This window comes from Aquabacterium soli, assembly GCF_003933735.1.
In the GTDB taxonomy this organism is placed as follows: Bacteria; Pseudomonadota; Gammaproteobacteria; order Burkholderiales; family Burkholderiaceae_C; genus Aquabacterium; species Aquabacterium soli.
In genome coordinates this window covers 69,918-90,753 of record NZ_RSED01000014.1, presented here as the reverse complement: position 1 = coordinate 90,753, position 20,836 = coordinate 69,918, and the positions used below count along the sequence as shown (strand labels likewise).

Sequence of the window (20,836 nt, the reverse complement as noted above, 5' to 3'; positions counted from 1 at the left end):
GCAAGGTCAGTCGAGCGAGATGCGCAAGGCGGCAGCCGTGGCCCAGGGCGCCAGGGCCACTGACGCGGCCAGCAGGCCACCGAGCAGCAAGAGGTGGGCGTCGGCACCCAGACCACTGGCCTGTGCACCCACGGCACCGGCACCGAAGATCAGCACCGGGATGGTCAGGGGCAGGACCAGCAGCGACAGCAGCACGCCACCGCCACGCGTGCCCAGCGTGAGCGCCGCACCCACGGCCCCCACCAGGCTCAGCACGGGTGTGCCCAACAGCAGGCTCAAGGCCAGCACGCCGATGGCGTTTGCATCCAGACCGAACTGCAAGGCCAGCAACGGCGACAGGGTCACCAGGGGCACGCCGGACACCAGCCAATGGGCCAGCACCTTGCCGGCCACGATCAAGGCCAGCGGCTCCGACGACAGGGCCATCTGCTCCAGGGTGCCGTCGGCCAGATCGGCGGAGAACAGGCGGCCCAGGGCCAGGGTGGAGGCCAGCAAGGCGGCCACCCACAGAACCCCTGGCGCCATGGCGCGCAGCGAGTTCTTCTCAGGCCCCACCCCCAGAGGGAACAGCGTGGTCACCATCACGAAGAAGACGAGCGAGGCCAGCACATCCGAGCGCCGCCGCACAGACAGCAGCAGGTCACGCCGCACCGTGGCCACCAGCACCGCCATCATGCCGAGGCCCCTTCGGACAGGTCGATCAGTCGCAGTGTGTTCGCGGGCAGGGCCAAAGGCTGGTGCGTGGTGTAGACCACCAGGCCACCCTGGCCCAGGTGCTCGCCCAGCAACTGGGTGAGCGTCTGCACCGAAGGCTGGTCCAGCGCGGTGAAGGGCTCGTCCAACACCAGCAAGGGCGGACGCGCGGGCAGGCACAAGCGGGCCAGCGCCACACGTTTGCGCTGCCCTTGCGAGAGCACGCGTGCCGGCAGGTGCGCCACGCCTGACAGGCCCAGCCGGGCCAGCGCCTCGCGGGCCTGCGCGGCGGTGCAGACTTGCCCTGCCAGCCGTGCCCCGTAGAACACGTTCTCCCAGGCCAGCAGGTCGTCCTTGACGCCGGCGGCGTGTCCGAGTACCAGCAACTCGCGGCGGTAGTCTTCCCGCAGGCGGCGTATGTCCTCGCCGTCCCAGAGGATGCGGCCCTGCGCTGGCTCGGTCAGGCCGCACAGCAGGCGCAGCAGCGTGGACTTGCCTGCGCCGTTCTGGCCCTGCACCCACAGGGCTTCCCCAGCCTCCAGCTGGAAATCCAGCCCGGCGAAGAGCACACGCTCCCCACGCGCGCCGGCCAGATCCTGGGCGATCAAGGAACTCATCGACGGGTGTTGGCACTGGGGCTGCCATAGTGATCGGCCTGGGTCTCGGCATCCACCCCGAAGGTGCGGACATCGTCGGTGATGGGCAGCATGCCGGTGTTCCAGCTCTCCCATTGCTGCCTGAGCCGGGTGAACACCTCGGGATGGCGCCTGGCCAGGTTGGCGCGTTCACGCGGATCCTTGGCCACGTCGAAGAGGAACTCGTTGCCGTTGATGCGCAGGTACTTCCAGTCACCCGAGCGCACGGCACGTTGCTCCAGCACCTTGTAGCGCCAGAACAGCGTGCGCTCACGCGGGGGCGTCTCCGGCTCGATCAGCGTGGGCAGGATGCTTTCGCCGTCGGGCACGTAGGCCGGATCGGGCTGAGCGCCGGCCGCTGCCAGCAAGGTGGGCAGCCAATCCATGCTGATGGTGACCTGATCGCTGACGCGGCCGGCGCGGATGCGCGCGGGCCAGCGTACGATCAAGGGCACGCGCACACCGCCTTCGAGCAGTTCCGTCTTCTGGCCGCTGAAGGGCCAGTTGCGCGAGAAGCGTTCGCCGCCGTTGTCACTGGTGAAGACCACGATGGTGTTGTCGTCCAGGCCCTTGTCTTTCAGGGCCTTGAGCACGCGGCCAATGGCCGCATCCAGAGAGCCCACCATGCGACCGTAGGTCTCGAGCGAGCCGCCGTCGTAATGGAACAGGCTCTTGATCTCTCGCGAGACGGCCTCGTCCTGCGGCCCCTCCCAGGGCCAGTGCGGCGCGGTGAAGTGCAGCGACAGGAAGAAGGGCTGAGCCGCGCTTTGCTGCCCGATGTAGTCGACCGCACGGTCGCCCAGCAGGTCGGTGTAGTAACCCACCTTGTGCACGGGCACTTCGCCTTCGTACAGGTCCTCGGGCACGCTCTCGCCGCCATTGGGCTTGTGCGTGAAGTAGTCGATGGCACCGCCGTAGTTGCCGAAGAACAGGTCGTAGCCGCTCTTGAGCGGGCCAAAGGTGGGCAAGGCCCCCAGGTGCCACTTGCCCAGCAGCGCCGTGCGGTAGCCGGCCGCCTTCAACAGCGAGGGCAATGTGGGGTGTTGCGGCGGCAGGCCCAGAGCACCAACGCCGGCACCGGCCAGGGGCTCTTCCAGCCCACCGCGCAGGCGGTATTGATAGCGGCCCGTGATCAAGCCGAAGCGTGTGGCCGAGCACACGGCAGAGTTGGCATAGGCCTGCGTGAAACGGATGCCCTGGCGGGCGAGCCGATCAAGCTGAGGCGTCCTGAAATCGGTCTGGCCGTACACGCCCAGGTCACCCCAGCCCAGGTCATCGGCCAGCATGAAGATGACGTTCGGTGGACGATGTTTCGCACGTCGCACAGGTTGTGCCAGCACAGAGCCACCACCCAGCACACCGCTGGACGACAGGGACAGGGCAGACAGGCCTCCGAGCAGGCGGCGGCGACGGGCATCAGGCGTGGTCATGGGTGGGGACAGCTACAGCGGGAGATGACGCAATGCTCTGGCAACTCAGGGCTGCGCAGGGATCCGGAAAGTGCGGATGTCCGGAGCCTGCACCGCCTTCTCGGTGCGCGGCGTGCCGGCCGGCACCCAGTCGTACGGGACAGGCTGCGCGCGGTACAGGGTGTTGGTCTGCACGGCCTGGCCATCGCCACCGTTTCGGCTTTCCCCGAAATAGGGGCTCACGTACTCCCACACGATCTCGCCCTTGGGCGTGACCTGGAAGACGCGGCCATTCATGCCTTCATCGATCAGGGTGTTGCCATTGGGCAGACGGCGGGCGCTGCTGATGAAGGAGCTGTAGAAGCTCCAGGCCACGCGCCCTGAATTGGCGCCTGTGTATTGCCAGACGATCTCATTCTTGACAGGGTCGATCTCCAGCACGCGTGATCGCGCCTGTGTACCCGGGCCCACACGGGGATAACCGGCTTCGCCCTGGTTGTCGAAGACCAGCAGATGTCCCGCGCCCGGCAGGCCGTGCGGGATGATGTGCGCATCATGCTGGCCGATGATCTGGTCGACCGGGCGTGGCAGCTTGTTGCTGGTGGCGGGATTGGCCGCAGGGTAATCAGGGCCGAGGCGCCAGACGATGGCGCCTGTCTTGCGATCGATGATGCCGATGATGTTGGCATTGCGCGAGTCGAACAGCAGGTTGTCCGGGTGGAAGCGCTGATCGCCGGCATCGAACCACTTGTTCGGCCCGACCACTGACAGATTGTTGAAGTGAAGGTAGTCGAACGGAACCGTCTTGTCACCACGCGTCAGCGTGTCTTTCAGCAACTTGAGTGAGTCGGCCGAGAACCCGAACTCGGACAGGTGATCACCGGCCGTCCATTGCCACACGATCTGCCCGGAGGGGGTGACCTCGTAGATGGCATCGTCGAGCACCTTGTCGGCCTTGAACCCTGCCAGCGGGCGCACGACGTTGACCAGGATCACGGTGTTGCCGTTGGGCAGCCGACGCCAGTCATGGTGCTGGCGCGCTGATCCTGCGCTCGCAGTGCCTTCCGTGGCCACGCCGGTGCCACCGTAGGCATCCTGCACGCCCACGCCCTTCCACTCCCAGACGACCTTGCCGTTCCAGTCGAGCTCGCCCACCGATTGGTTGCGCAGGCCATTGCCCCCGCCCTGATTACCCGCCTGGTTGGCCAGCTGCACCAGCACGTGGCCGCGCCGTCCCTTGTTCACGGCCGGGTCGAGCAACACGGATGGGAAGCCCTCATACGGCCAGACCTTCACGTCGTTACCGTTCATGTCGATCAGGTGCGTCTGCTTGTCCTGCGCCGAAAACAGCACATAACCGTTCCAGGCCTTGCTGGGGTCATATCGCGTCACGCCCGTGGGGTACACGCTGGGAAAAGCATGTGCCAGAGTCGTCAGCCCCATCACGACGCAGGCTGCCACCCATCGACGGCCGCGAGCGGGGGCGGACAAGCGTGAAGACGACGGCAGATCGGTGCGGGGCATGGAGCGATTTCCAGTAGGGACAAGAGGCCTCGCACTCTAGCGACGCACTCCCGCTCATCCAACGAAGGAATTCACACATGCATATGAGCGAGACCCTCATGTTGCACACGCACACATCCGCTCTTCGCATGAAGAGCCCTGCCCTGCGAATGGCCGTTGATCAGCCCTTGTTCTCTCGCTTGGCAGGCGCAGACCCGGACTTGGCGGGCGCTTCCACGGGCGCCTCACGAGCCAGTACAGTTTCGCCCTGCTCGATGGCATCGGGTGGATTCAGCACTACGGCGTCCTCGGGCGTCACACCCGAGAGCACCTCGATGCTGCGGCCGAAATCGCGTCCCAGCTTCACCGGCCTCAGATCGATCGTGCCGCCCGCCGTGACCACGGCCACGCGAGGCCCATCCTGACGGAACTGCAGCACCTGAGGTGGCAGCGACATGCCACCTGCACCACCACCCTTGAGCGGCAGCGAGACCTCTGCATAGGCGCCAGGCAGCAGGTCGCCACCCTTGTTGGGCAACACGACCTCCACCTGCATGGAGCGTGTGGCCGTGTCGATCGCGCCCGCCGAGCGGGCCACGGTACCCTTGATGGGCTGACCGCCTCGTTCCACCAGACGCACATCCACCTGCTGCCCGACCTTCACGCCGGACGCATAGGCCTGTGGCACGGCCACCGTCAGCTTCAAGGGGTTGGTCTGGGCGATGTAGAACAGTTCGCGCGTGGCCGTGCCACTGCCGGCAGACACCAGTGCGCCGGTTTCGATCTCGCGTCGCACGATCACGCCATCAAAGGGCGCAGTGATGCGGTTGAAGCTCTGCAACTGCTGCAGACGCCTGATCTGCGCCTCGGTGGCCGCGAGATCGGCGCTGGCTTGCTGGTGGGCCGCACGACGTTCATCGAGTTCCTGCTGCGACACCGCATCGCGCTCGCGCAGGCCTTCCCAGCGCCCCAATGACGATGAGGCCAGGGCCAACCGTGCCTTGATCTGCTCGCGGCCAGCCAGCGCCTGCGCCAGATCCTGGTCCACCTCGGGGGTGTCGATCACGGCCAGCAACTCACCCTTGCTCACGGCCTCTCCGATGTCGCGCGTCCATCGCTGCAGGTAGCCGCTGGTGCGTGCATACACCGCGGCTTCGGTCGAGCCCCGCAAGGTGGCCGGCAAGGTGATGCTGCGTTGCGTGGGCGCCAGCTTGGCCCGGGTGGTGAGCAGGCTACGGACAGCCTGCTCCCGGGTCGTGTCGTCCAGTTGGCGGGCCTGGGCCAGGTGCAGGTAGGTCCGCAGGCTGGCACCGCCGGTCAGCAACAGCAGCACAGCGATGCCGACCTGGACGGTGCGCTTCACGGCGCGGCGGGATGAAGAAGGCAAGGCATTCATGGCGAAATCACTGAAGCTCAGGATGCATGGGGAACGAGCGCAGGCGCACCGCCCGGCAGAGAGGCATGCCTGGCCGCACGGCGCTGGCGCCAATCGTGCAGGCCACCAAACACCAAGGGCACGAAGATCAGCGTGGACACCGTCGAGAGGAACAACCCGCCGATGACGGCACGGCCCAGCGGTGCGTTCTGCTCACCGCCCTGCCCCAGCCTCAGGGCCATCGGCGTCATGCCGACCATCATGGCCACCGCCGTCATCAGCACCGGGCGCATGCGGGTCGCGCCGGCGTCCAGCGCAGCGCTCAGGGGCGGCACACCGCTGGCCAGCCGCTGGCGAGCAAAGGACACCACCAGGATGCTGTTGGCCGTGGCCACGCCCACCGTCATGATGGCGCCGGTCAGCGCCGGCACGGACAGGGTCGTGCCGGTCAGGAACAGCATCCACGCGATCCCGGCCAGGCCCGCTGGCAGGGCCGCGATGATGATCAGGGCATCGAGCCAGGACTGGAAGTTGACGACGATCAGCAGGTAGACCAGCACGATGGCCACGGCCACACCAGCTGCGAGGCTCGCGTGCGCCTGCTGCATGGTGACCACCTGCCCACGCACGGTGATCTCGGAGCCCCGGGCCAGCTTGGGCCGAACGGCCTCGATCTCACGCTCGATGTCGGCATAGACCGATCCCAGGTCACGGCCATCCACATTGGCCAGGATGTCCAGCACCGGCACGATGTTGTAGTGCGAGACGTTGCCCTGCTGGCTGGAAGGCTTCACCTGGACCAGGTTGCCCAGCAACTGGGCATCGTGCGCGCCGCCCCCCACGGGCGAGCTGACCGGTATGCTCATCACAGCCTCCAGGCTGTCGACCTCGTGCTGGGGTGTCTGCACCGCCACGTTGTAGATGTTGCCGTTGTTCGGGTTCATCCAGTAGGTGGGCGCGGTCTGAAAGCTCGAACTGAGCGAAACCATCACGCTCTGCGCCACGTCCCGGGCCACCAGCCCCGTCTGCGCCAAGCGGGAGCGGTCCATCTCCAGCGCGATGGCGCGGCGATCGAAACGCTGCAGCATCACCACATCGGCTGCGCCAGGGATCTTGCGCACCCGGTTCAGGAGCTCGGTGGCGATGGCCAGGTTTTCGGCCGTCTTGTTGCCCTGGATCTGGATGTCGATGGGCGCGCTCAGGCCGAAGTTGAGCGTCTGACTGACCATGTCGGCAGGCTGCACATAGAACTCATGGCTCGGGAAATCGCGTGGCAGCGCCTGCCGCAGCGCGCGGATGTGCTCGGCAGTCGGCCGATGGCCTTCGGCCAGCGAGATCATGATCTCCACGTCACTGCTGTCGAAGGCGCCGTTGTTGTTGTAGAGCGTGTTGTAGGGCGAATACGGCCCGCCAACGATGTCGACGATGTTGCCGATCTGGCTGCTGCCCATCACCTGGCGGATGCGTGCCTCGATGCGGTCGACCAGTGGCGGCATCTCTTCCAGGCGTGTGCCCAGGGGAGCGCGCACGTGCAGGCGGATCTGGCCGGCATCCACCACCGGGAAGAAATCCCGCCCGAGCACGGCGTACAGCCCGCAGGAGGCCACGCAGAACAGCAGCATCAAGCCACCGGCCACGCGCTTGCGCAGCAGCAGCGAGGCCAGCACCTCTGAGTAGCCGGCGCGCACACGCTCGAACCAGCGATCAAAGCCCAGGTGGATGCGCCGCAGGCGGCCCGGCTCGCGCGGCGCCTGCCCGGCCTGCTTCTCATGCTGCTGCGCCTGGTGGCGCATCAGGTACATCACCAACGTAGGCACCAGCGTGCGCGAAAGCACGTAGGACGACATCATGGCGAACACCACCGCCTGGGCCAGCGGCACGAACAGGCGCCCGGCCACGCCCTCCAGGAAGAACATCGGCACGAACACGATGCAGATGCACAGGGTGGACACGAAGGCCGGCGCGGCGATCTCGGCCGCCCCGTCCAGGATGGCCTGGATGGGCGGCTTGCCCATGTGCAGATGCCGCTCGACGTTCTCGATCTCGACCGTGGCGTCGTCCACCAGGATGCCCACCGCCAAGGCCAGCCCACCCAGTGTCATCATGTTGATGCTGCCGCCGATCAGGTGCAGCAGGATGACGGCGCAGAAGATCGACAGAGGGATGGACGCCGCCACGATGGCGGTGCTGCGCCAGTTGCCCAGGAACAGCAGCAGCAACGCCGCCGTCAGCGTCGCGGCGATGAGGGCCTCATGCACCACCCCGTTGATCGCAGCCGTCACGAAGGAGGACTGGTCCACCAGCGCGGTGACGTTCGCATCTTCCGGCAGGGTCTTGACCGCGCGGGGCAGCTCTTCGCGGATGGCCTTGATGATGTCCAGGGTCGAGGCGCCGCCGTTCTTCAACACGGTCATCAGCAGGCCCCGCTCGCCATCGCGGCGCACCACCGTGTTCTGCGGCGAGTAGCCATCGCGCACCTGGGCCACATCGCGCACGTACACCGTGGCGCCATCGACCGTCGTGATGGGGATGTCGCCCAGCGCGGCCATGGTGTCGGGCGAGCCGTTGAGGGTCACGCTGGCCTCCAGGCCGCCGATCTTGGCCGTGCCCGAGGGCAGGATCAGGTTCTGCACGCTGAGCGTGTTGACGATGTCCACCGGTGACAGGCCCCGCGCCATCAACGCCTGGCGGTTGATGTCGACCGACACGAGGCGGCTCTTGCCCCCGTAGGGCGCCGTCACGGCCACACCCGGCACGGTGATCAGCCGGGTGCGCAGCACATTGAACGCCTGCTCGTTGAGCTCCTGGTCGCTCAATGTCTTGCTGCTGACGCCCAGCTGCAGGATGGGCAGGTCGGTGGCCGAGTACTTGACGATGGTCGGCGGCGTGGCACCTGGCGGCAGGGAGCGCAGTGCCGCCTGCGTGCTGGCCACCAGCTGCGAGATGGCCGTGGCCGTGTCCACCTGGGGCTGGAAGAACACCTTGATGATGCCCAGCCCGGCCGCGGTCTGCGACTCGGTGTGCTCCATGTCGCTGACCGCGTTGGCCAGGTTCCGCTCCACCGGGGTGACGATGCGCTCGCTCATCTCCTTGGCCGTCAGGCCGTTGTAGCTGAGCATGATGGCCACCACGGGGATGTCGATCTCCGGGAAGACATCCACCGGCATCTTGCGCAAGGCCAGCGGTGCCGCCAGCAGGATCAGCAGCGCCGCGACGATGAAGGTGTAGGGGCGGCGCAGCGCGATCTGAACAATCCACATGATTCATCCCCGCATGTGGTGCGGGGGCCGCCCTGTTGTTGAGAACAAGAGATACAAGTTTGCAAGCTTCGAGCCAGGACTTCGGACAGTGCGCATGGCTATGGGCAAGGTGAGCGCACGCTGAAAAAGCATCTGCCCTGCTGCCTGATTTCAAGCAGCCTGCTGCGTCGCTGCTGCTGCAGCAACAGCATTTGCACCCCACCCGATGGCCCATGACGGAATCACGATTTCATATATGAAATGCGCAGTTGATTCGCGTCTGGTCGCTTCATACCATCGCGGCTGTTCCAGGGTTTCGCCCATGTCCACGGGCTTGCCGCCCTGCTCCCCCTTCAATGTCCGCACCCAGACAGCCATGAATTTCTCGCAATCGCAGCCGGATCCACGCCAGAACCTGGTCGGCATTTCCGCGGTCGTCCTGTTCCATGTGATCGTCGTTTACGCGTTGGTCTCGGGACTGGCCAAGAAGGTGGTGGACGTGGTGCGTGCACCCATCGAGACCAAGGTGATCGAAGAGATCAAGGAAACACCTCCGCCTGCGGAGGTCGTGCCTCCGCCCCGGCTGGAGGCGCCACCACCGCCGTACATCCCGCCGCCCGACATCACCGTGGCGGCGCCGCCACCGGCCCCCACCATCGTCGCCACGGTGCCGACGCCTCCTCCAGCCCCGGTGCCCTTCACACCGGCACCTGCGCCCGCCGTGGAAGCACCGCCCGCACCGCCCGCGCCTGCCGCCGTGCAACTGGGCGTGGCGTGCCCCAAGCGCGTGGAACCCGTTCGCAGCGCCCGCCAGGAAGGTGTGGCCGGAACCGTCCGTGCCCGCATCACCATCCGCGGCGGCCGTGTTGCCAACGTCGAGATCCTCAGCTCCACACCCAAAGGCCTGTTCGACGCCTCGGTCAGGACTGCGCTGATGCAGTACAGCTGCGCCGACGTCGGCCACGACCAGGTGGCCGTGCAGAACTTCCAGTTCACCGCCGACTGAGCGTCAGGCGGCCTTCCAGAAGCCCGCCCTCACGTTCCCTCAAGTTCCTGTTTATCAGCACATCTACACAAGAGCCGCTTCCCGGAGATTCCTGACATGTTCCCTCGTTTGAAGTCCATCATCGCCGCCCTGACCGTGACCGCCGCCGCAGGTGCATCCATCGCTCCGCACGTGGCCTTCGCGCAGGCCGCCCCGGCCGCACCAGCCACCACGGCCACAGCCACCACCGGTGCAGCACCGGCGGTGCAACTGGCCCAGGCCGACACCTCGGAGCCGGGTCTTTCCGCTCCCACCAGCCAGGAAACGGTCGACAACCCCTATGGCCTTGGTGCCCTGTGGGCCCAGGGTGATTTCGTCGCCAAGGGCACGCTGCTGATCCTGGTGATCTTCAGCATCGGCAGCTGGTACATCCTGGTCACCAAGCTGTATGAGAGCCTCAAGCTCAGCCGCGAGGCCAAGGATGCCCGCAAGAATTTCTTCAAGGCCGCCAATCTGCAGGAAGGCGCCGGCAAGCTCAAGGAAGGCAGCGCCTTCCGCTTCGTGGCCGAATCGGGCATCACCGCCAGCAACCACCATGAGGGCGAACTGACCGAACACATCGACCGCAACACCTGGATCACCACCAGCGTGCAACGCTCGGTCGACGAGGTGCAGGCCCGCCTGCAAAGCGGCCTGGCCTTCCTGGCCACCGTCGGCTCCACCGCCCCTTTCATCGGATTGTTCGGCACGGTCTGGGGCATCTACCACGCACTGACCGCCATCGGCATCGCCGGCCAGGCCTCCATCGACAAGGTGGCGGGCCCGGTGGGTGAAGCCCTGATCATGACCGCCATCGGCCTGGCCGTCGCCGTGCCCGCCGTGCTGGGCTACAACTGGCTCGTGCGCCGCAACAAGGTGACGCTGGACGCCGTGCGCGGCTTCGGTGCCGACCTGCACGGCGTGCTGATCGGTGCCAAGACGGCCCGCTGAGCGTTTCCTGCCCAAGCCACACACAGGAGCGCCCATGGCCATCTCCATCGGATCCGGCGGCGACGACGAAGTCAACGCCTCCATCAACACCACGCCGCTGGTGGACGTGATGCTGGTGCTGCTGATCATCTTCCTGATCACCATCCCGGTGGTCACGCAGACGGTCCCCGTCAAGCTGCCCCAGGAAAGCAACATCGCCCGCCAGACCCGGCCCGAGAACATCGAGATCGCGGTCGATGCGGAAGGCCAGGTGTTCTGGAACGCCCAGGCGGTCCAGGGGCCTGATGACCTGCTCGACCGGCTCAAGGCGGCATCTGTGAAGCAGCCCCAGCCGGAAGTGCACATCCGCGGTGACCAGAAAGCTCGCTATGAGTTCATCGGCCGCGTGGTGTTTGCCGCGCAGCGGGCAGCCATCAGCAAGATCAGTTTCGTCACGCAGCCAGCGGCCAAGGGCTGATCCCGCCTTCGGCACACGACACAGAGGACCCCCATGGGCATGAACATCGGCTCGGGCAGCAGCTCGAGCGAACCCGAAGTGATGATGGACATCAACACCACGCCGCTCATCGACGTGATGCTGGTGCTGATCATCATGCTGATCATCACGATTCCCGTGCAACTGCACTCGGTCAACCTGAACATGCCGACCGGCACACCGCCGCCGCCCACCGCACCACCGCCACCAGTGATCACGGTGGACATCGACTTCGATGGCACGGTGAGCTGGAACGGCGAGACCGTTCCCGACCACGCGAACCTGGAGGCGCGCCTGCGCCAGGCCTCCACGCAGGCGGATCACCCCGAGGTGCACATCCGTCCCAACAAGCTTGTCGAGTACAACGCCGTGGCCACCGTGCTGGCCAGTGCACAGCGCCTGGGCGTGACCCGCCTTGGCGTGATCGGCAACGAGCAGTTCATCAAGTAGCCGCCACCAGGAGCACCGACATGACGACGACCACGACCCTCCCCCCCCAACGCAAGGCGCGCACGGCCAGCGCCCTGATCGCCGCGCTCGTGCTGGGCACGGGCCTGGCAGTCCAGGCTGCCGAAGGCCTGCGCCCCGAAGTGGGCAAGCCCCTTCAAGCCGCGCAGGACCTGATCAAGGCACAGAAGTTCAAGGAAGCCTTGGCCAAGGTGCGTGATGCAGACGCCGTGTCGGGCAAGAACGCCCAGGAGAGCTTCACCATCGAGCGCATGCGCCTGGCTGCAGCCTCTGGCGCGGGTGATCTGAACACAGCCACGGCGTCGCTCGATGCGCTGGACAAGAGCGGCAAGCTGGCACAGCCCGAAAAGCTGCGCTACCTCGAATCGCTGGCCGGCAGCGCCTACCGCGCCCAGGACTATGCCAAGACCAACCAGCTGGGGCAGCGCTACTACAAGGAAGGCGGCAACAGCGCTTCCGTCCGCACGCTGTTGGTGCAGGCTCAATACCTGTCGGGCGACTACACCGGCGCTGCCAAGGCCTTGACATCCGAAGTGCAGGCTTCGGAAAAGGCCGGAGGCCCGCCCTCCGAGGCCAGTCTCAAGCTGCTGCTGTCCACGGCCTCCAAGCTCAACGATACCGACAAGTACGTCTACACCGTCGAAAAGCTGCTGACCTACTACCCCAAGAAGGAATACTGGGGTGACCTGCTGTCGCGCCTGCAACGCAAGCCCAACTTCAGCGAGAAGTTCGCCCTGGACACCTACCGCCTGGCACTGGCCACGGGCAGTCTGCGCAATGCCAACGACTACATTGAGATGGCCCAGTTGGCCGCCCAGGCGGGTTACCCCGCCGAAGGCAAGCAGGTGCTGGACAAGGGCTATGCCTCGGGCGTGCTGGGCTCCGGCCCGGGCGCCGAACGGCAGCAACGCCTGCGTGACCTGCTGACCAAGCGCAGCTCCGAGGACAAGGCTGCGCAACCTGGCGTCGAAGCGCAGGCCATTGCCGCAGCCGATGGCAATGCCCTGGTCAAGCTGGGCTTCAACCTGGCGTTGAGCGGTGAAAGTGCCAAGGGCCTGAGCCTGATGCAGCAAGGCCTCAGCAAGGGCGGCCTGGCCGCTGCCGAAGCCAGCAAACTGCGCTATGGCATCGCCCAGGTGCTCAGCGGCAACACCAGCCAGGCACACGCCACCTTCCGCACCGTGACTGGCACCGACGGCGCAGCAGAACTCGCCCGCCTGTGGTCCTTGTTTGCACGCAGCAAGCCCAGCAACGCCGCTTAAAGCACCTCACCACCTCGCCCATCGGCGCCCTGCGCTCTCCTGAGGCCGACCTGTCGGCTCGGGAGAGCGTTGCTGCGTCAGGGGCCTGGATTCGTACAAAGACAACACAAGCTGTCCCCGGTTTCCCAGCATGAGCCCCACTGTCATCGCGCGTTTCGCCCAGCCCGGCACGCTGCGTCCACTCCTGTCCCGACACCATCAGGCCCATCAACCCACATCCCAATATGGCAAGGCCTCCCCTTGGTTGATCGGCATCCTGCTGGCCCTTGGCGTGGGAGCCGGTTGGTGGGCGTGGGCAAGCCACTCGCGCGATGCCAGCAGCCAGGCAGGTCAAGGTGGGCCAGGCCTCGGTGCCAGCGCTCGCGCGCAGGGCACTGGCCCCGGTACGCGCCAACGCGCTGGCGGCCCTCGCCCGCAACCCGTGTCACTGGCCGAAGTCCGCCGCCAGGACATCCGCATCACCGTCGCGGCCATCGGCACCATCGCCGCTGCCAACACCGCCTTGGTGAAACCCAAGATCGAGGGCGAGCTCAAGGCCATCCACTTCCAGGAAGGCCAATGGGTGAAGGCGGGCGACTTGCTGGCGGAGATCGACGCACGCCCCTTTCAGATCGCGCTGGCGCAGGCACAAGGGCAGCTGACACGCGACCAGGCCCAGCTTCAGAACGCACGGCTCGACCTGGAGAGGTTCAGGGAGCTGCTCGGCAAGGACGGTATCGCCAAGCAGCAGGTCGACACCCAGGATGCCTTGGTGAGGCAGTTGCAAGGCACGGTCCAGGCCAACCAGGCCGCGGTCGACAACGCACAGCTGCAGCTGTCGTACACCCGCATCACCGCCCCCATCTCGGGCCGCGTCGGCCTCAAGCAGGTGGATCTGGGCAATGTGGTCCGCCCCAGTGACATTCAAGGCCTGGTCTCGATTTCTCAGACTCAACCGGTCAACGTGGTCTTCGCGGTGCCCGACGGACACATCCCCCTGATCGCCGGCAAGCTCAAGGCCGGTGCCCCGCTGGGCGTGGAAGCCTGGGACCGCGATTTCAAGCTCAAGCTGGCCGACGGCAAGGTTGGCAGTACCGACAATGCCATCGATGCGGGCACGGGCACGATCAAGCTCAAGGCCTTGTTCGCCAACGCCGATGGCGGCCTGTTTCCCAACCAGTCCGTCAATGTGCGGCTGCAACTGGGCACGGATGAGGGCACGTTGGCCGTGCCAGGTGCTGCGGTGCAGCGCGGCGCACAAGGCGCCTATGTCTATGTGCTCAAGCCGGACACCACCGTGGCGCTGCGCACGGTGCAGACGGGCGCTCTCGATGGCGACTGGATCGGCGTGCGCGGCAACCTGAAGGCCGGGGAACGTGTCGTCGTCGATGGGGCAGAACGCCTGCGCGATGGCTCGTCCGTGGCCATCGTCGAGGCGTCGGCCCGAGATCTGCCAGTCCAGAACCAGCGGCGGCCCAAAGGCAACGCCCCGCGCGGCAACGCAGGCTGATCGGCGCACACCATGAACCCCTCCCGCTTGTTCATCGAGCGACCAGTGGCCACGGCATTGCTGATGGTCGCTGTGATGCTGGCCGGGCTGATGGCCTGGCGCCTGCTGCCACTGTCAGCCCTGCCCGAGGTGGATTACCCCACCATCCAGGTCAGCACGCTTTACCCAGGGGCCAGCCCGGATGTCGTGGCGTCCAGCGTCACCGCGCCGCTGGAGCGCCAGTTCGGACAGATGCCAGGCCTGGACCAGATGAGCTCGTCGAGTTCCGGGGGGGCGTCGGTCATCACGCTGCGCTTCTCGCTGGACGTGGCGCTGGATGTGGCCGAGCAGCAGGTGCAGGCGGCCATCAACGCAGGCACCTCGCTGCTGCCCAATGATCTGCCGATGCCGCCCACCTACAGCAAGGTGAACCCGGCCGATGCCCCTGTGCTCACCATCGCCGTCACCTCGCCCTCGTTGCCGGTTCACCGCGTGCATGAGCTGGTGGAAAGCCGGCTGGCGCAGAAGATCTCGCAGACCTCGGGGGTGGGGCTGGTGTCCATCGCCGGGGGGAGGCGTCCCGCCGTGCGCATCCAGGTCAACCCGGTGACTTTGGCCTCGCTGGGCCTGTCGTCCGAAGACCTGCGCACCATCATCGCCAATGCCAATGTCAACCAGGCCAAGGGCAGCTTCGATGGCGCAGCCCGCGCCTCCACCATCGATGCGAACGACCAGTTGCGCTCTGCGGCCGATTACCACCGGCTGATCATCGCGTACAAGGCCGGCGCGCCCGTGCGCCTGGGCGATGTCGCGCGGCTGGTGGACGATGCCGAGAACCTGCGCCTGGGCGCCTGGGCAGACACCACCGCGGGCGTGATCCTCAACGTGCAGCGGCAGCCCGGGGCCAACGTGATCGAGACGGTCGATCGGGTCAAGGCCTTGCTGCCTCAGCTGCAAGCCACCCTGCCCGCCTCCATCGATGTCCGCGTGATGAACGACCGGACCGTCACGATCCGGGCGTCCGTGCGCGACGTGCAGTTCGAGCTGATGCTGGCCATCGCGCTGGTGGTGATGGTGATCTTCCTGTTCCTGCGAAGTGCCAGTGCCACGCTGATCCCGGCCGCGGCCGTGCCGGTGTCACTGGTCGGCACGCTGGGCGTGATGTACCTGGCGGGCTTCTCGATCAACAACCTCACCTTGATGGCGCTGACGATCTCGACCGGCTTCGTGGTCGATGACGCGATCGTGATGATCGAGAACATCGCGCGCTACGTGGAAGAAGGCGAGTCGCCGATGGCCGCGGCCCTCAAGGGATCCAGGCAGATCGCCTTCACCATCATCTCCCTGACCATCTCGCTGATCGCCGTGCTGATCCCGCTGCTCTTCATGGGCGATGTGGTCGGACGCCTGTTCCATGAGTTCGCGATCACGCTGGCCGTGGCCATCCTCATCTCGGCGGTAGTCTCCCTGACCCTGACCCCGATGATGTGCGCCCGGCTGCTCAAGCATAAGCCGCCTGAATCGCACGGACGCTTCCACCAGTGGGTGGGCAGCGTGCTGGATGGTGCGGTCAATGGTTATGCCCGCCTGCTCGACCGGGTGCTCAGGCACCAGGCCCTGACCATGCTGGGCTTCGTGCTGACGCTGGCCTTGACCGTGCTGCTCTACCTCGCCGTGCCGAAAGGCTTCTTTCCGCGGCAGGACACCGGCGCCATTCTCGGCATCACGGAAGCCGCGCCCTCGGTGTCCTATGGGGCGATGGCCGATCGGCAGCGCCAACTGGCCGCGCTGATCCTGCGCGACCCGGCCGTAGAGAGCGTGTCTTCCTTCATCGGTGTCGATGGCGTGAACGCGTCGCTCAACAGTGGCCGCCTGATGATCTCGCTCAAGCCCCTGGCCGAGCGAGGCGAGTCGGCTCACGAGGTGGGCCGCAGGCTGTCGGGCGCGGCGCGCGAGCTGCCCGGCATCGCGCTGTACCTGCAGCCGGTGCAGGATCTGACCATCGAAGACCGTGTGGCCAAGATGCCCTACCAGCTCACACTCAGCTCGCCCGATCACGGTGAACTGTCGCGTGCGGCCGAGCAACTGGTCGCACGCCTGCGCACCCTGCCGCAGTTCAGCGAGGTGACCTCTGATCTGCAGAACGGCGGCCTGCAAGCCTATGTGGAGATCGACCGCGACGCCGGGGGCCGCCTGGGCTTGACGGTGGCCGCCATCGACGCGGCGCTGTACAACGCCTTCGGCCAGCGCATCGTGTCCACCATCTTCACGCAGGCCTCTCAGTACCGCGTGGTGCTCGAGGCCGATCCGGAGCATCAGCTGGGCCCCCGTTCGCTGGAGAACCTGTATGTCACCGGGGCCAACGGTGCGCAGGTGCCGCTGTCGACCGTGGCCCGGATTTCCGAGCGGGCTGCGCCCCTGGTGATCAACCACCTGGCCCAGTTCCCGGCCGCCACCGTGTCCTTCGACCTGGCGCCAGGCGTGTCGCTTGGCGAGGCGGTGTCCGTCATCCAGGCCGACCAGGCCGCGCAGCCCCTGCCGCCCAGTGTGGAGCTGCACTTCCAGGGCGCGGCCCGGGCCTTCCAGGCCTCGCTGACCAACACCCTGCTGCTGGTGCTGGCCGCCGTGGTCACCATGTACATCGTGCTGGGCGTGCTGTATGAAAGCACCATCCATCCCCTGACCATCCTGTCCACCCTGCCCTCGGCTGCGGTGGGCGCGCTGCTGGCGTTGATGGCCTCGCGGCTGGATCTGGGCATCATCGCCGTGATCGGCATCGTGCTGCTGATCGGCATCGTCAAGAAGAACGCGATCATGATGATCGACTTCGCGCTGGAAGCCCAGCGGGAGATGGGCATGTCGCCGCTCGATGCCATCCGCCAGGCCTGCCTGCTGCGATTCCGGCCGATCCTGATGACCACGCTGGCCGCACTGCTGGGGGCCCTGCCGATGATGCTGGGCACCGGCGTGGGCAGCGAGATGCGCCACCCGCTGGGCGTGACGATGGTGGGCGGGCTGATCGTGAGCCAGCTGCTGACGCTGTTCACCACACCGGTGATCTACCTGCAGTTCGATGCCCTGGTTCAACGGTTTTCGCGGCGAACCGCCGGCACCGATGACAACGCCGCGAAAGGCACAACGGACGGCACCGAGGCGGCCCACCCATGAACGTGTCGCGCATCTTCATCCTGCGCCCGGTGGCCACGGCCCTGCTGACCCTGGGCCTGGCCCTGGCGGGCGTTCTGGCCTTCTTCCTGCTGCCGATCGCGCCGCTGCCGCAGGTGGACTATCCCACCATCTCGGTGTCTGCCTCCCTGCCGGGCGCCAGCGCCGAGACCATGGCCTCGACCGTGGCCTCGCCGCTGGAGCGGGCCCTGGGCAGCATCGCCGGTGTCACCGAGATCACCTCGTCGTCTTCATTGGGCAGCAGCCGCATCACACTGCAGTTCGAGCTGGACCGCGATGTCAACGCCGCCGCGCGCAATGTGCAGGCGGCCATCAACGCCTCTCGGGCACTGCTGCCCTCCGGCCTGCCGGGCAATCCGACCTATCGGATGGTGAACCCGTCGGACACGCCCATCATGATCCTGGCGCTGACGTCGGACACGCTGGGCGCCGGTGCGGTGTTCGACGCGGCATCCACCACCCTGGCGCAGCGCCTGTCCCAGGTCGATGGCATCGGCGATGTGGCCGTGGGTGGGGGCTCCCTGCCAGCCGTGCGCGTGCGGGTGGATCCGAACCGGTTGGCCGCCAACGGCCTGGCCCTCGACCAGGTGCGCGTGGCCTTGACCACGGCCAACGCCAACCGGCCCAAAGGCAGCGTGGCGCATGGTGATCAGCAGTGGCAGATCGGCGCCAACGACCAGGCCCGTACGGCGGCCGACTACGCCCCGCTGATCCTGAGCTATCGCAATGGTGCGGCCGTGCGGCTGCAGGATGTCGCCAAGGTGACGGATTCCGTGCAGGACGAGCGTGCCCACGGCCTGGCCGATGCGCGCCCTGCCGTGCTCCTGTTCCTCTACCGTTCGCCTGGCGCCAACATCGTCAAGACCGCCGACCAGGTGCATGAACTGCTGCCTCGCCTGCGCGGCCTGATCCCGCCCTCTGTGGACCTGTCGGTGACCATGGACAGCACGCCCACCATCCGCGCGTCCCTGCGCGAGGTGCAGGCCTCGCTGGCCGTGGCGGTGGCCTTGGTCATCGTGGTGGTCTACGCCTTCATGCGCAACCTGCGGGCCGCCGCCATCCCCAGCGTGGTGGTGCCCGTGGCCGTGGCGGGAACCTTCTGCGTGATGTATGCGCTTGGCCTGAGCATCAACAACATCTCGCTGATGGCCTTGACGGTGGCCACCGGCTTCATCGTCGACGACGCCATCGTGGTCCTGGACAACATCCGCCGCCACCTTGACCGGGGCAAGACCGCGCTGCAGGCGGCACTGGACGGCACGCGCGAGATCTGGTTCACGCTGGTGTCCATCAGCCTGGCCCTGATGGCGGCCTTCATCCCCATCCTGTTCATGGGCGGCATCGTGGGCCGCGTGTTCCGCGAGTTCGCGGTGGTGGTGATGGGGGCCATCGTCGTGTCGCTGCTGGTGTCCCTCAGCGCCACGCCCATGCTGGCGGCGCGTTGGCTCAAACCCGCCGTGCGGGGCCAAGGCGCCTTGTTGAAATCCCGCTCTACCCTGCCTCGACGGTTGCACCACGCCTATGGCCGCAGTCTGCGCTGGACCTTGCGGCACCAGCCCGTGGCGCTGTTGGCACTGGCCGCGGTGGTCGGACTCAACGTCTACCTGTACCAGGTGATCGACAAGGGTTTCCTGCCACAGCAGGACACCGGCCGGTTGGTGGGCGGCATGGACACCGAACAAGGGGCCTCTTTCCAGATCGCCAAGGCCAAGTTCGACACCTTCATGGGCATCATCCAGAAGGACCCTGCGGTGGCGCATGCCACCGGCCACATCGGTGGCAGCCAGCGCGGCGGTCCCAGTGTGGTGGTGTCGCTCAAGCCGCGGGCCGAACGCGACGTGTCGGCCCAGCAGGTGGTGGACCGGCTTCGCCTCAAGCTCGACAAGCTCCCCGGGGCCAGCATGTACCTCCGTGCGGGGCAGGACATCCGCATCGGCGGGCGCGGCTCCAGCGCCGAGTACCAGTACACGCTCCAGGCCGATGAGCTGGCCGACCTGCGCTACTGGGAGCCCCGCGTGCGAAACGCGCTGGCCAGGCTGCCCGAGCTGACCGACATCAACAGCGACCAGCGTGACCGGGGCCTTCAGACCTCTCTGGTGGTCGACCGCGATGCGGCCAGCCGGCTGGGACTGACCATGCGCACCATCGACAACACGCTGAACAACGCCTATGGGCAGCGGCAGGTGGGCGTGATCTACAACCCGCGCAACCAGTACCGTGTGGTGATGGAGCTGGACGAGCCCTATCTGCAGGGCCCTGAATCGCTGGACCAGCTCAAGCTGAGCACCGCCTCGGGAGCCCAGGTGCCCCTGCGCACCGTGGCCCGGGTAGAGCCGACGCTGGCCCCCCTGTCCGTCAGCCGCCAGAAGGGCTCGGTGGCCACCACCATCAGCTTCAACCTGCCAGAGGGAGGATCGCTCTCGCGTGCCACCGAAGCGGTCAATCGCACGATGAGCGAACTGGGCGTGCCCGTGTCACTGCGTGGCACCTTCGAAGGCACGGCCAACGCCTTCCAGGAAGCGCTTCGCAGCCAGCCTTTGCTGATCCTGGCCGCCATGGTCGCGATCTACCTGGTGCTGGGCATGCTGTATGAAAGCCTGGTGCATCCCATCACCATCCTGTCCACCCTGCCTTCGGCCGGCGTGGGCGCCCTGCTGGCCCTGATGCTGTTCAAGACGGAGTTCTCGATGGTGGCCTTGCTGGGCGTCGTCCTGCTGATCGGCATCGTGATGAAAAACGCCATCATGATGATCGACGTGGCCATCGCTCGGCAGCAGCGGGCCCGAGCCACCGGCGCCAGGCTCAGCGCAGCCCAGGCCATCCACCGTGCCGCACGCCTTCGGCTGCGTCCCATCCTGATGACCAGCATCGCTGCGCTGCTGACCGCCATGCCACTGGCGCTGGGCCATGGCGAAGGCGCAGAGCTGCGGCAACCACTGGGCATGGCCGTGGTCGGAGGCCTGGTGCTCAGCCAGTTGCTCACGCTGTACACCACGCCAGTGGTGTTCACCTGCATGGATCGGCTGCGCACCCGGCGTGCTCGCCAGAGCCAGGCGCCGACCACAGCCGCACATGTCGCCGCCGAACCACCGCCAACACCCCCTGCGTGGCCCACCACCCATGGCGATGCGCCTTTGCCCGCCTGACC

Annotated in this window: 14 protein-coding genes; 8 read left to right on the top strand and 6 right to left on the bottom strand. The window is 66.7% G+C overall.

From position 1 onward, the window contains the following. Window positions 1-6 precede the first annotated feature (6 nt). The 6 genes from ccmB to EIP75_RS16940 form a co-directional block, all read right to left on the bottom strand. On the bottom strand, window positions 7-675 hold the full coding sequence (gene ccmB / locus EIP75_RS16965; RefSeq protein WP_125244470.1) for a heme exporter protein CcmB: 669 nt from the start codon (window positions 673-675) through the stop codon (window positions 7-9). Next, entirely contained in the window at window positions 672-1,310 is a 639-nt protein-coding gene (gene ccmA / locus EIP75_RS16960; protein WP_125244469.1) for a cytochrome c biogenesis heme-transporting ATPase CcmA, read from the bottom strand. The genes ccmB and ccmA overlap by 4 nt, the downstream gene beginning before the upstream one ends. Continuing rightward, window positions 1,307-2,758 (bottom strand): sulfatase-like hydrolase/transferase, encoded by a 1,452-nt coding sequence (locus tag EIP75_RS16955; protein ID WP_125244468.1) that lies wholly within the window; start codon window positions 2,756-2,758, stop codon window positions 1,307-1,309. The genes ccmA and EIP75_RS16955 overlap by 4 nt, the downstream gene beginning before the upstream one ends. Before the next feature lie 45 nt (window positions 2,759-2,803). Beyond that, window positions 2,804-4,261, bottom strand: a complete 1,458-nt coding sequence (locus EIP75_RS16950) for an aryl-sulfate sulfotransferase (protein ID WP_233584920.1) — start codon at window positions 4,259-4,261, stop codon at window positions 2,804-2,806. A gap of 160 nt (window positions 4,262-4,421) precedes the next feature. After that, window positions 4,422-5,636, bottom strand: coding sequence for an efflux RND transporter periplasmic adaptor subunit (locus EIP75_RS16945; protein WP_125244467.1), 1,215 nt, complete (start codon window positions 5,634-5,636; stop codon window positions 4,422-4,424). A 17-nt stretch (window positions 5,637-5,653) separates the two neighbouring features. Continuing rightward, window positions 5,654-8,875 (bottom strand): efflux RND transporter permease subunit, encoded by a 3,222-nt coding sequence (locus EIP75_RS16940; RefSeq protein ID WP_125244466.1) that lies wholly within the window; start codon window positions 8,873-8,875, stop codon window positions 5,654-5,656. A 355-nt stretch (window positions 8,876-9,230) separates the two neighbouring features. On the opposite strand from EIP75_RS16940, the gene EIP75_RS16935 reads away from it, so the two are divergent. The 8 genes from EIP75_RS16935 (at window position 9,231) to EIP75_RS16900 (ending at window position 20,834) form a co-directional block, all read left to right on the top strand. Continuing rightward, window positions 9,231-9,860 (top strand): energy transducer TonB, encoded by a 630-nt coding sequence (locus tag EIP75_RS16935; protein WP_125244465.1) that lies wholly within the window; start codon window positions 9,231-9,233, stop codon window positions 9,858-9,860. Between the two features lie 96 nt (window positions 9,861-9,956). After that, on the top strand, window positions 9,957-10,829 hold the full coding sequence (locus EIP75_RS16930) for a MotA/TolQ/ExbB proton channel family protein (RefSeq protein ID WP_125244464.1): 873 nt from the start codon (window positions 9,957-9,959) through the stop codon (window positions 10,827-10,829). Between the two features lie 34 nt (window positions 10,830-10,863). Next, the gene (locus tag EIP75_RS16925; RefSeq protein ID WP_125244463.1) at window positions 10,864-11,286 is read left to right on the top strand and encodes an ExbD/TolR family protein; all 423 of its coding nucleotides are present in this window, start codon (window positions 10,864-10,866) and stop codon (window positions 11,284-11,286) included. Window positions 11,287-11,319: 33 nt separating this feature from the next. Further along, the gene (locus EIP75_RS16920; protein WP_199758624.1) at window positions 11,320-11,754 is read left to right on the top strand and encodes an ExbD/TolR family protein; all 435 of its coding nucleotides are present in this window, start codon (window positions 11,320-11,322) and stop codon (window positions 11,752-11,754) included. A gap of 20 nt (window positions 11,755-11,774) precedes the next feature. Next, the gene (locus tag EIP75_RS16915) at window positions 11,775-13,034 is read left to right on the top strand and encodes a hypothetical protein (RefSeq protein ID WP_125244462.1); all 1,260 of its coding nucleotides are present in this window, start codon (window positions 11,775-11,777) and stop codon (window positions 13,032-13,034) included. A 130-nt stretch (window positions 13,035-13,164) separates the two neighbouring features. Further along, window positions 13,165-14,523, top strand: coding sequence for an MdtA/MuxA family multidrug efflux RND transporter periplasmic adaptor subunit (locus tag EIP75_RS16910; protein ID WP_125244461.1), 1,359 nt, complete (start codon window positions 13,165-13,167; stop codon window positions 14,521-14,523). A 12-nt stretch (window positions 14,524-14,535) separates the two neighbouring features. Beyond that, complete coding sequence (locus EIP75_RS16905; RefSeq protein ID WP_125244460.1) at window positions 14,536-17,670, top strand: MdtB/MuxB family multidrug efflux RND transporter permease subunit; 3,135 nt, start codon at window positions 14,536-14,538, stop codon at window positions 17,668-17,670. After that, a complete protein-coding gene (locus tag EIP75_RS16900; protein ID WP_125244459.1) occupies window positions 17,667-20,834 on the top strand; it encodes an efflux RND transporter permease subunit in 3,168 nt (1,055 codons plus the stop codon). Before EIP75_RS16905 ends, EIP75_RS16900 begins: the two co-directional genes overlap by 4 nt. Window positions 20,835-20,836: the final 2 nt, after the last annotated feature.

Excerpts from the sequence above, each read along its gene's own strand:
- EIP75_RS16900 (WP_125244459.1), top strand. The coding sequence starts at position 17,667 with ATGAACGTGTCGCGCATCTTCATCCTGCGCCCGGTGGCCACGGCCCTG.
- EIP75_RS16905 (WP_125244460.1), top strand. The coding sequence starts at position 14,536 with ATGAACCCCTCCCGCTTGTTCATCGAGCGACCAGTGGCCACGGCATTG.
- ccmA (WP_125244469.1), bottom strand. The coding sequence starts at position 1,310 with ATGAGTTCCTTGATCGCCCAGGATCTGGCCGGCGCGCGTGGGGAGCGT.
- EIP75_RS16955 (WP_125244468.1), bottom strand. The coding sequence starts at position 2,758 with ATGACCACGCCTGATGCCCGTCGCCGCCGCCTGCTCGGAGGCCTGTCT.
- EIP75_RS16935 (WP_125244465.1), top strand. The coding sequence starts at position 9,231 with ATGAATTTCTCGCAATCGCAGCCGGATCCACGCCAGAACCTGGTCGGC.
- EIP75_RS16930 (WP_125244464.1), top strand. The coding sequence starts at position 9,957 with ATGTTCCCTCGTTTGAAGTCCATCATCGCCGCCCTGACCGTGACCGCC.
- ccmB (WP_125244470.1), bottom strand. The coding sequence starts at position 675 with ATGATGGCGGTGCTGGTGGCCACGGTGCGGCGTGACCTGCTGCTGTCT.
- EIP75_RS16945 (WP_125244467.1), bottom strand. The coding sequence starts at position 5,636 with ATGAATGCCTTGCCTTCTTCATCCCGCCGCGCCGTGAAGCGCACCGTC.
- EIP75_RS16940 (WP_125244466.1), bottom strand. The coding sequence starts at position 8,875 with ATGTGGATTGTTCAGATCGCGCTGCGCCGCCCCTACACCTTCATCGTC.
- EIP75_RS16950 (WP_233584920.1), bottom strand. The coding sequence starts at position 4,261 with ATGCCCCGCACCGATCTGCCGTCGTCTTCACGCTTGTCCGCCCCCGCT.
- EIP75_RS16920 (WP_199758624.1), top strand. The coding sequence starts at position 11,320 with ATGGGCATGAACATCGGCTCGGGCAGCAGCTCGAGCGAACCCGAAGTG.
- EIP75_RS16915 (WP_125244462.1), top strand. The coding sequence starts at position 11,775 with ATGACGACGACCACGACCCTCCCCCCCCAACGCAAGGCGCGCACGGCC.
- EIP75_RS16925 (WP_125244463.1), top strand. The coding sequence starts at position 10,864 with ATGGCCATCTCCATCGGATCCGGCGGCGACGACGAAGTCAACGCCTCC.
- EIP75_RS16910 (WP_125244461.1), top strand. The coding sequence starts at position 13,165 with ATGAGCCCCACTGTCATCGCGCGTTTCGCCCAGCCCGGCACGCTGCGT.